The organism is Vibrio sp. H11 (genome assembly GCF_004804295.1).
GTDB lineage: Bacteria > Pseudomonadota > Gammaproteobacteria > Enterobacterales > Vibrionaceae > Vibrio > Vibrio ostreae.
The window spans coordinates 203683-215731 of the sequence record NZ_SSHN01000008.1 but is presented as its reverse complement, the minus strand read 5'-3'; the positions used below and the strand labels follow the sequence as shown (position 1 = coordinate 215731).

Here is a 12049-nt window from a genome sequence, read left to right as displayed (position 1 = left end):
TGCTCATTCAAATTGGTCACTCAGTTCATTGATACCTAAGTTGATTCTTTAGAATCATCTTCGATTATCATCAACGAGTGCCCACACAGATTGATAGGTTTATATTGTTAAAGAGCATTGCTTTTTCGAAGTTTCTTCTCAAAGCGGACGGCCATTTTAGCGACTTAATTTAGCGAGTCAACCATTTTTTTATTTTAAATTTCTTTAACTTAAGAAACTTAATTTTCCGTCTTTGCTGCCTTGCCTGCTTAAGCAGTTTTGCCTGACAACGGAAGCGCATTATAGGGAGGAATAAACGCTTGGCAAGAGTAATTTAAGAAAAAAATGACCTTTTGCAACCAAGCGGACAAATAAACATCACATTGATTCTTAAACCAACAAATCCTGCCCCGAACATCTAAAAAAGCCACTTTTTCAACGCTATCAGGCCTGGCTTTCGGATCACACAGAGGAACAAAAAAACAAAAGCCATGCTGGGCATGGCTTTTACTGTTTTACTGACTGGCACTTATACGACCATCTTTGACTTCCAGCTTGATCGGCGTTCCGGGAAGAAACTCTCCGGCCAGGATTGATTTCGCCAACGGGTTTTCGACGTTCTGCTGGATAGCGCGTTTAAGTGGCCGCGCACCATATACAGGATCGAAACCGACCTGAGCAACCATATCCAAAGCTTCATCGCTGACTATAAGCTCGTAGTCTCGTTCCACTAAGCGTTTACGCAGACGCTCAATCTGAATAGAAGCAATCGACTTAATCTGATCCCGTCCCAGAGGATGGAACACCACGCTCTCATCCACCCGGTTTAGGAACTCAGGACGGAAATGATGACTGACCACTTCCATCACCTGCTCTTTAATGCCCTGGTAGTCGAGCTGAGCAAAGTTTTCCTGAATCCGTGACGAACCCAGGTTCGAAGTCATAATCACCACTGTATTGCGGAAATCAACCGTACGTCCCTGACCATCAGTCAGACGTCCGTCGTCCAAAACCTGCAACAGAATGTTGAACACATCCGGATGAGCCTTTTCGACTTCATCCAGCAAAATGACGGAATAAGGTTTGCGGCGCACTGCTTCAGTCAGATAGCCGCCCTCTTCATAGCCGACATAACCTGGAGGTGCCCCCACCAGACGAGCCACAGAGTGTTTCTCCATGAACTCCGACATATCAATCCGCACCATGGCGTCTTCACTGTCGAACATGAAGTTGGCGAGGGTTTTACAAAGCTCGGTTTTACCCACACCGGTTGGACCTAAAAACAGGAACGAACCAATTGGACGATTTGGATCCGACAGTCCCGCACGGCTACGACGAATCGCATTTGCGACCACTTCGACCGCTTCAGCCTGACCGATGACACGCTGATGCAATACCTCTTCCATGCGCAGCAGTTTCTCTTTTTCTGCTTCAAGCATTTTCGACACCGGAATACCGGTCTGCTTCGAGAGCACTTCGGCGATTTCGGCATCAGTCACTTTGTTGCGCAGCAGAGTCATCTCCTGCATTTCAGCCTGGGCTGCCAGATCAAGCTGTTTCTCCAGTTCAGGGATACGGCCATATTGCAACTCCGACATACGGCTCAAATCACCAGCGCGGCGAGCGACTTCCAGATCAAGACGAGCCTGCTCCAGTTCACTTTTAATATGCTGGGTACCAGACAAGGCTGCTTTTTCCGCATTCCACACTTCTTCCAGCTCAGCGTAATCCCGCTCTTTTTCCTCAAGCTCGTCGTTGAGAATATTGAGACGTTTTTCACTGGCATCATCGTGCTCGTTGCTCAGTGCCTGCTGCTCAATTTTAAGCTGGATAATTTTACGCTCCAGCTTATCCAAAGCTTCTGGCTTGGAGTCAATTTGCATCCGGATGCTGGATGCGGCTTCATCGATCAGGTCAATCGCTTTATCCGGCAACTGACGGTCCGAGACGTAACGGTGGGATAAACTGGCCGCCGCCACTATCGCCGGGTCGGTAATTTCCACATGGTGATGCAGCTCGTAACGCTCTTTCAATCCACGCAGAATCGCCACGGTATCTTCCACACTCGGCTCATCGACCAGCACTTTCTGGAAGCGACGTTCCAACGCCGGATCTTTTTCGATATATTGACGGTATTCATCCAGCGTAGTGGCACCGACACAATGCAGCTCACCACGAGCTAATGCCGGCTTGAGCATATTACCGGCATCCATCGAGCCTTCACCTTTACCGGCTCCCACCATGGTATGCAGCTCGTCAATAAACAGAATGACGTTGCCCTCTTCTTTGGCCAACTCATTCAGAACCGATTTCAGGCGTTCTTCAAATTCACCGCGATATTTAGCACCCGCCACCAGCGCGCCCATATCGAGCGATAGCACACGACGACCGCGCAGCCCTTCCGGCACCTCATTATTGATGATGCGCTGGGCCAAACCTTCGACAATAGCCGTTTTACCAACCCCGGGTTCACCGATCAGTACCGGATTGTTCTTGGTTCGGCGCTGCAGTACCTGAATGGTACGGCGGATTTCGTCATCACGGCCAATCACAGGGTCAAGCTTGCCCTGCTCGGCACGCTCGGTGAGATCAATGGTGTATTTTTCCAGCGCCTGGCGCAGTTCTTCTGCATTCTGATCATTGACCTTCTGACCGCCACGAATTTTCTCTATCGCATCGGTAACCTTTTTCTCGGTCAAACCAAACTCTTTAAGTAACTTGCCGAGCGGGCCATGATCCTGCAACGCTGCCAACAGGTAAATTTCAGAGGAGATGTAGGCATCCTGACGCTTTTGCGCCACTTTATCGCACAGGTTAAACAGATTGCCCAAGCCACTTGAGAGCTGAACATCTCCGCCGATACCGCTGACTTTCGGCACACGATCAAGCATTTCACCTAATTTAGAGCGCAGTTGCATGGCATCGACATCCAACATCGTCAGCAATGGACGAATCGGACTGCCATTTTGATCCAGGAGTGCCACCATTAGGTGTACAGGTTCGATATACTGATGATCCCGCCCAAGTGCCAGTGACTGAGCGTCAGAAATCGCTATTTGGAATTTGCTGGTAAACCTATCAAGACGCATAACAACCTTCCTAACCTCGTCTGAGATAAACTATTAACGTTTAGAAAGATGGTTACGTAAGAGGGAATTTTCAAGGCAAGACCACTAACTTTATCGGGTTTAATTTTCACCAATCCAGATAAACGTGGCCTGACGGCCGGTCACACCATCACGACGGTAGGAATAAAAACGCTCTGCATCCTGATAGGTGCACAGCCCGTTGTCGAATATGGCATCAATACCCAGACGCTTCAGACGCAGTCGCACCAGTTGATTCATGTCAGCCCACCACTTGCCGGTTTGACGACCAGGTATGAAAGCCTGCGCGGCCTCGGGGTGTACAGCGCAAAATGCCGTCACCACATCCTCTCCGACTTCAAATGCCTGCGGACCGATGGCCGGCCCCAGCCACAACAGGACGTCCTGACCGGCAAAATTGACCAGTGCATTTTCGATAATGCCACCGGCTAATCCGCGCCAGCCGGCATGCACAGCCGCTACCTGAGAGCCCTGAGTGTTGGTGATGAGCACAGGCAGACAATCGGCGGTCATGGCACTGCACACCACATTGGTGCTGTCAGTCCAAACTCCGTCGGCGTCCAGTACCTGCTTGGTTGGCTCACTGACTTGTATCACCCGGGTGGAATGAGTCTGATTAAGCCAAAGCGGCGCAACCGGCATACCTGACTGCTGCTGCAGCCAGTCGCGGTTACGCTGTACTAATAGTGGATCATCCCCAACATGCATGCCAAGATTCAATCCGGCATATGGCGCAGGTGAAACTCCGCCAGTCCGGGTTGAAGACAGAGCTCGCACCTTTGTCGGTGCCGGCCAGTTAGGGATAATCCAGCTCATACTTAATACTCTTCCGAGTGGTTTAGTTTGGCATCTTCACGCAGTGCTTCGCTCATCGCCACCATATCATCCGGTACCGGAGCATGGAATTCCAGCTCTTCACCTGTAATCGGGTGTTCAAAACGCAGCATGACAGCATGCAGCGCCTGACGGTCAAAACCACGAATCATTGCGGTCAGTTCTTCGGTAGCGCCTTTGGGGATACGCGCGCGGCCACCGTATGCACTGTCGCCCAGCAGCGGATGCTGCAGGTAAGACATGTGGACACGAATCTGGTGAGTACGGCCAGTTTCCAGACGCAGACGGATACGGGTGTGTTCACGGAAATGCTCCGCAACCCGGTAGTGAGTCACAGCTGGTTTACCCAGTGGGCTGACTGCCATCAGAGTACGTTTGGTGGAATGACGGCCAATCGGCTTATCAATCATGCCACCAGCGGTCATTTTACCGATCGCGATCGCCTCGTATTCCCGGGTGATGTTCCGCTTTTGCAGTTCGCGTACCAGACGCGTCTGGGCCGGAACGGTTTTCGCGACCACCATCAGACCGGTAGTGTCTTTATCCAGACGATGCACAATACCGGCACGCGGTACTTCCGCGATAGCCGGGTAATGGAACAGTAAAGCGTTCAGCACAGTACCGTCCGGCGTTCCCGCCCCCGGGTGGACTACAAAATCACGCGGTTTGTTGATAACGATAATGTCGTCATCTTCGTAGACGATATCGAGCGGAATATCCTGAGCTTCCCAGCGCTGTTCATCTTCCAGTTCTGCCTGAACTGTAATCTCTTCACCGCCCATGACTTTAGTCCGTGGTTTAGTCACCACACTGCCGTCAACGGTTACTTTCCCTTCCAGCAACCACTCTTTGAGGCGCGAACGGGAAAAATCGGTGAATAATTCAGCCACAGCCTGGTCTAAACGCTGACCTAGCTGGCTATCTTTTACTGTTTGAGTTAATTCAATCTGCTGAGCCATATCGAACTTTTTTAAAAACCGTGAGACTAATAGTCACTAGTATGGAAAAATATGACGCCATTGTATCTGTTACTGCCAAGAAAGTAACGAACCGTTTTGCGGAGCGCCGATGCTCCAAGTGTATAAGCTTTAATTGCAAGGAACTCACTCCTGACATGAAATACCAAACTTTATCAGGCTTACTCGCGTTATCTCTTCTGGCCGGCTGTTCGAGCACTAAAGAAGTAGTGCCGGATGTCCCCCCCGCTCAGCTGTACACTGAAGCACAAACTTCACTGCAGGGCGGCAATTGGATGACAGCGATTGAAAAGCTTGAAGCGCTGGATTCACGCTACCCGTTCGGGGCGTACTCCGAGCAAGTACAACTGGATCTGATTTACGCCTACTATAAGAACGACGATCTGGCGTTAGGTCTGGCGACCATTGAACGCTTTATCCGCTTAAACCCGACCCATGAAAAAATGGATTGGGTACTTTACATGCGTGGCCTGACCCATATGGCTCAGGATCGCAACTTTATGCATGACCTGTTTAATGTTGATCGCAGTGACCGCGATCCGGAACCGGTAAAAGCCGCATTTGCCGACTTCAAAAAGCTGCTGCAACGCTACCCGGCCAGCCCCTACGCAGAAGATGCCCAGCGCCGCATGTTTGCACTGAAAAACCGCCTGGCGGATTACGACCTGGCGACCGCGGATTTCTATCTGCGCCGCGAAGCCTGGATTGCCGCCATTAATCGTACTCAAGAGCTGCAAAAAACTTATCCGGATACCGAAGCCGCGCGCAAGTCGCTGGAGATTCAACTGGAAGCCTATCAACAACTGGGCCTGAAAGACTCGGTTGAGCGTACCCGCCAGTTGATGCAACTCAACCCTGAGCAGTGAGCAGCCGATAGCCTTATGCTTATCGGCTTGTAATGACTGAAAGCCACTTCTTCAGAAGTGGCTTTTTTGATTCGGCTAGATGACGAGATACGAAAAGAAGGTCAGAAATTATCCGCTGTAACGGCATTCGGAATCAGGTTAGCAAGGCGCAAGGTGAACCACCTCACCAGAGGTGGTGTACACAAATTAAGCACCGAGTTTTTTCAGGCCGAAGCAAGCCACTAAAAAGCGGAGATTTTTTAGTAACAACACTCCCCACTGTAGCCCGTTCATTGTGAATCTCAAGCTTTTTTCCTCCCTCATGATGGTACTCTTTGCTTAAGATCACGTTTGTTTTCACTCGCAGAAACACCAGGCACAAAAGTGATATTGATCACATTTTTTTTGATATGAAAACGGCAATCTGAACTCAACCCATAAGGGATGCAACAGAGGAAAAGTCACTATGCAAATGAATATCACTGGTAAAAACATTGAAATCACCTCTGCAATCCGTGCGCACATTGAGAGTAAATTCAAAAAGCTGGAAAAATGGCAAGTAGACATCATCGGCTGCCAGGCTAGCTTTAGCGAAGAACCTAACAAACAGAAAAAGTTTGAGGCAACCATCAGCATTCCAAAAGGACAAATCAACGCCTCAGCAGTCCATGAAGATCTTTACGCAGCCATCAACGAGGTAGAACAAAAACTCGAACGTCAACTGAATAAACTGCGTCATAAGCCGGAAGCTCGTCGTACTGACAAACCGGAGCTGGAAGAAGAAGTGGAAGAATAAGGAAACAGTTTTAGAAATAGCGCCTGCGGGCGCTATTTTTTTGCTTGACGCTCCCAGCCCGCTTGCTTATTGTGTGTTCTCTTCACCCCTTTGTACGGACAAACATGACTCTGCACTCACTGTTCTTTTTTGACTTCTTTTTTCTCCAAAACTAGTTGGAGGCACGCTCGTTCGCGAAAGATAAGTCAAAAACGAACAGAAAGCCTCCCATACGGGGGGCTTTTTTTATAAGGACAATAAGTATGACAGACAGACAGTATTCACTCGAAGAGATTCGACTGCGCCTCAATGAACTCGATGATCAACTTCTCAGCCTGCTTTCCGAGCGTCGCAGCCTCAGTATCGAAGTGGCGAAAAGTAAAGTTGAAACATCTAAGCCGGTACGTGATGCCGCACGAGAGCAGCAACTGCTTGTCAAACTGATCCATGCAGGCAAAGACAAATATCAGCTCGATGCCCCCTACATTACCAAAATTTTCCATACCATCATCGAAGACTCTGTGCTGCTGCAGCAAACTTACCTGCAAAACCTGGCCAATCCGCAAAGCCGTAAACCTTTGGCACGAGTCGCTTTTCTGGGTTCAAAAGGCTCGTATTCCCACCTTGCGACACGGGAATATTTCAGCCGTAAAAATACTGAACTGATTGAATTAAACTGTGAACAGTTCAAAGAGATCACGACCACGGTTGAATCCGGCCATGCCGACTACGGCGTACTGCCGATCGAAAACACCAGTTCTGGCTCGATCAATGAAGTGTACGATTTGTTGCAGCACACCACGCTATATATTGTGGGTGAGATTACCCAGCCGATTGAACACTGCCTGGTGGCAACCCAGGATATCCGCCTGGAAGATATCCAGGTCCTGTACTCTCATCCGCAGCCGCACCAGCAATGCAGCGAATTTATCAGCCGCCTTAACGGGGTAAAACTGGAAACCTGTGCCAGCACCGCCGATGCAATGAAAAAAGTTCAGGAACTGGGCCGCAGTGATGTCGCCGCTATCGGCAATGCGTCGAGTGGTAAACTGTATGGCCTGCAACCTATCCAGGGCAATATTGCCAACCAGACCGAAAACCACACCCGTTTTATTATCGTGGCGCGCAAACCGGTTGAAGTGTCGGCGCAGATCCCGGCCAAAACCACGCTGATTATGTCAACCTCACAGGAAGCGGGATCGCTGGTCTCTACCCTGCTGGTACTGCAGCGTTACGGTATCAATATGACCAAGCTGGAATCACGTCCGATTATGGGCAATCCGTGGGAAGAGATGTTCTATGTCGATCTGGAAGCCCATCTCGATTCCGAGAGCATGCAAAAAGCGCTGCTTGAACTGACCCGCTTGACCAAACACCTCAAGGTATTAGGTTGTTATCCAACGGAAAATGTCAAACCGACCCAGGTAAAGCTAGCTGAACGATAGCTGAATCATATATTTCACTGTAAACGCTGGTAGTTGCATATTCTATCCCTATAATAGGCACGCTATTTTAATTAGTGATAATGGATGCACTACCGGTGGTTTCATATTTCCGGGCATGTGAGTAAGGACCAACACAAGGACAGATGCCCGGTGACCGCCGGACTCGCTCAAATACGGATGACCAAAACGCTCCTCTTTGCTTTACTCGGGCTCTCCATGCCAGTAATGGGACAAGAGCTCAATATCTATCTGTGGGAAGACACCCTGTCACCACGGGTCATCGACGCCTGGAATCAGACTCACGATACACCTCTGCACCTTTATCATTTTGACAACGATGATGAACGTAGCCTGCTGATGCTCAACAGCGTCCAGTTGCCATTTGATGTCGTTATTCTCGACAATGTCTCTGCCCATATCTTTTCGCGCCAGAATGAGTTTGAAGATCTCTCTGAACTGTCGGGGCGAGACAATAACTTCCCGCGCTGGAATCAGGCCTGTGGTACCCATGCTATCCCCTACTTCTGGGGCTATGTCGGTATCGCTTATCGTAAAAGTAAAATTGCGGCGCCACCAACGCATTGGTCCCAGTTGGTCAATATCAGTGATGAGTTAAAGGGGCATATCGGACTGATTTACGACAGTGTCGAGACTCTTTTACCTGCACTGTACAGCCTCGCTTACTCACCGATCACCGATTCTCTGCCAGAGTTGAAAGAAGCCTATCAGGTCATGGAAGCCGCGACCCCAAAGGTGTTGACCTATGAATACGCCTTAAGCTATGTGCGCAGTCATACTCAAAACGACGACTTATTTATGGCACTGGCCTACAGCGGTGACCATTACGCACTGAATCGTTTTTTCAATAATGACGACTGGGCCTTTACTCTGCCGCAAGGCAAGCCTTATATCTGGATTGACTGTCTGGCTATCAACAGCAATTCACAAAAAAAAGCCGAGGCGCGTGCGTTTCTTGAGTTTTTGATGCGCCCCGATATCGCAGCAATGAATGCTCAGGATATGCAGAGTGCCACCCCGAACCGCGCCGCGATGGCACTTATGCCGCAGCAAGATGTTCATGACAGCAGCCTTTATTTGTCCGATGCACAACTGGACCAAGCCATCATCGACCATGAGCTCTCACCGCGAAATCTCAGCGTCAGAGCAAAAATCATCAATAATGTAATCGACCTTCATGAAGCTAAACCATAGAATCCTGCTGCTGATTGCACCCGTTATCCTGCTCAGTGCCGCCGCATCAAGCTACATCATCTACAGTAGCCAGAAAGATGCTCTGCTTAAACGTACTGACAGTTATCTGCAGCTCAATATGGAAAAGCTGGCCAGCCATTTCAAACAGACGCGTGCCCTGCTCAACAGCTACTCGTTTACGTTAGCCAAGAGCGACATTCTCCGGCATTACTTTGAGCATGAAAGCAATCCCTATCGTGAACTGGAACTGGTGGATAATCTCAATCAGACCATCGATATTCTCCAGCCCAGCGATGTCGATTTTGTCGCGCTGTCTATTTTGGATGAACAGCACAATGAGCTCTATTATGCCGAGAACAGTAACGATCCTTTCGCGCGCTTTGACCCCAAAGTCAAAAACTTTGTCGAGCAGCAATTTAAGCAGACCCATAACACTTCCAATGTCAGCTACACCGAAAACTCTGCCGGTGAAGGCGTCCTGGTCCGTTATGATGTATTAGATACCCAAACCCTGCAGACCCCGCTAAGTTACAACCGCGATGAAATCTTTTTTGTGGTGGTATACGTCACGCTTGATAAATTCAACGCGCTGCGCAGACAAATCGAGTTTGATAACCAAAGCCCGTTGTTTTTCCAGCCCCAGCCACCGCAAAATCCGCAGCAACTGACCCAGAGTGTCGAACTGCAACCAGATATGTACGCCATTCTCGACCCGGCCCCGCTGCTGCTGCGCCAGCACCTCAACAGCATTCAGAAAGAGCTGATGGTGTCGTTTGGTTTATCGGCGTTAATCACGGTGATCCTCCTTCTGATGCTGCTATATAAACATATGATTAATCCGATCCTGCGTCTGGATGAACAGTTGCAGGAGGTAGAGAATAAACAGCGTCAGAATATTGAACTGCGCGACTCGGATGATGAAATCGGCCGTCTGTCAGCCCGTTTCTATGCCATGTATGCCGAGCTCGACAGCTCTTATCAGCAAACCAAAACGCTGGCCGAATACGATCATCTGACCAAGCTGGCAAACCGACGCCAGTTTCATCACAAAGCCGAGCAAATCCTGCTGGATATCCCGGGTAACCACCACCTCTGGGTGCTGTATATCGACCTGGATAACTTTAAATACGTCAACGACAAATACGGCCATCAGGTGGGTGATTCTCTGCTGGTTAACTTCGCCTCTCATGTCCGGCTGGTGTGCGAGGAATTCGAACTTTATCAGGTCTCCAGCCTGGCTGCCCGTCTGTCGGGTGATGAGTTCGCGATTTTACTCTCCGCGCCAGCTCACGGCGCTCATTACGCCGATGATTTTGCCCAGCGTCTGCTCGACCCGATTCAAAACCGTGACCACTCCCCTCTGAGTCACTTTCCGATTACCGCCAGTATCGGGATTGCCACCTATCCGCAAGATGGTGTTCGGGTGGAAAAATTGCTGCTTAACTCAGATACCGCGATGTATCAGGCCAAAAACGCCGGTAAAAATCAGATTGCTCACTACTCACAGCAACTGGATGATATCGTCAAACGGCGTAATGACATTGAACGAGCTTTGCGAGAGCAAAATTTTGATCAGGAATTCAGTCTGGTCTATCAACCCTATTTCACCTGTTCCGGGCATAACGTCGCCGGATTTGAAGTTCTGTTGCGCTGGTTCTCTCCGCAACTGGGCGAAGTGGCTGCGGACGAATTTATCCCCATCGCCGAGCAGACCGGCCTGTTTGGAATCATTGATCGCTGGGTTATCCAGTCCGCTTTCGCCGACTTTAACACCTTGAGCCGGGAATTTTCCCAGCCGGTACAGCTGTCGATCAACCTCTCCTCAGCCGAGCTGGACTCAAAAAATCTGGCTCAGTTTATCGAACAACATGCCCGTTATTACGATCTGGAGCCGTATCGGATAGAGTTTGAAATTACCGAAACCTTTGCCGCCAATTCACAAAGCTATCCGCTGCTGGATGAACTGTCCAAGCAGGGATTTGGCCTTACCATTGATGATTTTGGGTCAGGTTACACCTCGATAGCACAACTGGTACAATACCCGGTACAGAAAATAAAATTTGATCGCCAGTTTCTGGATACTCTGCTCAGTAGCAATAAGCAGCAAGTCATTAAACCACTGATTGAGTTGTGCCACTCACAAGGCATTGAAGTGACCGCCGAAGGGATAGAAAGTGTGGAAATGCTTCACTGGCTGACCGAATATCGGTGTGATTTTATGCAAGGCTACCTTTTTGGTCAGCCGATGACGCTGATAGAGATACGTAACTGGCAACAATACAACGAGAGTAATCAGTTTTATGCACAAAGTGATCATTGCTTCACTTAATCCGGCCAAGATCAGTGCCGTAGAAAGCGCATTCAGCAGCGTGTTTCCCGCCCAGGCATTCAGTTTTACCGGTGTCAGCGTTGCCAGCGAGGTCGCCGATCAACCGATGAGTGACGCCGAAACCAAACTCGGCGCGCTGAACCGGGTCCGAAATGCCCGGCAGGCAGTCAATGACGGCGATTATTATGTCGGCCTGGAGGCAGGGATTGAGGGCGGTGTGACCTTCGCCTGGATGATTATCGAATCCGGATCGCGACGCGGTGAGTCACGTTCAGCCAGTTTGATGCTTCCGCCGCAGGTGTTGGCAAAACTGGCTGACGCCAATGAACTGGGCGATGTGATGGATGAGGTATTCGGCACACAGAATATCAAACAGCAAGGCGGTGCGATTGGCTTGCTGACCCAACACCAGCTGACTCGCAGTTCGGTCTATCATCAGGCTCTCATTCTGGCTTTGATCCCGTTTATCAATCCGGACCATTTCCCTGCCGGGGCGATATAAGCCAGACCATAGCCGTCATTCACAGTGAGCCGGGAGTGTAACAA

Annotated in this window: 9 protein-coding genes and 1 other annotated feature; of the genes, 6 read left to right on the top strand and 3 right to left on the bottom strand. The window is 49.7% G+C overall.

Annotated features, from left to right (window positions below):
• Window positions 1–494 precede the first annotated feature (494 nt).
• The 3 genes from clpB to rluD form a co-directional block, all read right to left on the bottom strand.
• Window positions 495–3068: an ATP-dependent chaperone ClpB gene (gene clpB / locus E6C74_RS14175; RefSeq protein WP_136486322.1), complete on the bottom strand. Its 2574-nt coding sequence runs from the start codon at window positions 3066–3068 to the stop codon at window positions 495–497.
• Window positions 3069–3167: 99 nt separating this feature from the next.
• Window positions 3168–3902 (bottom strand): peptidoglycan editing factor PgeF, encoded by a 735-nt coding sequence (pgeF, locus tag E6C74_RS14170; protein ID WP_136486320.1) that lies wholly within the window; start codon window positions 3900–3902, stop codon window positions 3168–3170.
• A gap of 2 nt (window positions 3903–3904) precedes the next feature.
• Complete coding sequence (gene rluD / locus E6C74_RS14165) at window positions 3905–4879, bottom strand: 23S rRNA pseudouridine(1911/1915/1917) synthase RluD (protein WP_136486318.1); 975 nt, start codon at window positions 4877–4879, stop codon at window positions 3905–3907.
• A 155-nt stretch (window positions 4880–5034) separates the two neighbouring features.
• Here rluD and E6C74_RS14160 point away from each other — a divergent pair, with 155 nt between their 5' ends.
• The 6 genes from E6C74_RS14160 (at window position 5035) to yjjX (ending at window position 12005) form a co-directional block, all read left to right on the top strand.
• A complete protein-coding gene (locus tag E6C74_RS14160) occupies window positions 5035–5763 on the top strand; it encodes an outer membrane protein assembly factor BamD (protein WP_136486316.1) in 729 nt (242 codons plus the stop codon).
• A 445-nt stretch (window positions 5764–6208) separates the two neighbouring features.
• A complete protein-coding gene (gene raiA, locus E6C74_RS14155; protein ID WP_136486314.1) occupies window positions 6209–6538 on the top strand; it encodes a ribosome-associated translation inhibitor RaiA in 330 nt (109 codons plus the stop codon).
• A gap of 106 nt (window positions 6539–6644) precedes the next feature.
• Window positions 6645–6767 (top strand) — a sequence feature (Phe leader region).
• Window positions 6768–6780: 13 nt separating this feature from the next.
• Window positions 6781–7962, top strand: a complete 1182-nt coding sequence (gene pheA / locus E6C74_RS14150; protein ID WP_136486312.1) for a prephenate dehydratase — start codon at window positions 6781–6783, stop codon at window positions 7960–7962.
• 177 nt (window positions 7963–8139) lie between these two features.
• Window positions 8140–9174 carry a spermidine/putrescine ABC transporter substrate-binding protein gene (locus E6C74_RS14145; protein ID WP_136486310.1) on the top strand — a complete coding sequence of 345 codons (1035 nt, stop codon included), beginning with the start codon at window positions 8140–8142 and terminating at the stop codon, window positions 9172–9174.
• Window positions 9158–11503 (top strand): EAL domain-containing protein, encoded by a 2346-nt coding sequence (locus E6C74_RS14140; RefSeq protein WP_136486308.1) that lies wholly within the window; start codon window positions 9158–9160, stop codon window positions 11501–11503. The genes E6C74_RS14145 and E6C74_RS14140 overlap by 17 nt, the downstream gene beginning before the upstream one ends.
• Window positions 11475–12005: an inosine/xanthosine triphosphatase gene (yjjX, locus tag E6C74_RS14135; protein ID WP_136486306.1), complete on the top strand. Its 531-nt coding sequence runs from the start codon at window positions 11475–11477 to the stop codon at window positions 12003–12005. Before E6C74_RS14140 ends, yjjX begins: the two co-directional genes overlap by 29 nt.
• Window positions 12006–12049 lie beyond the last annotated feature (44 nt).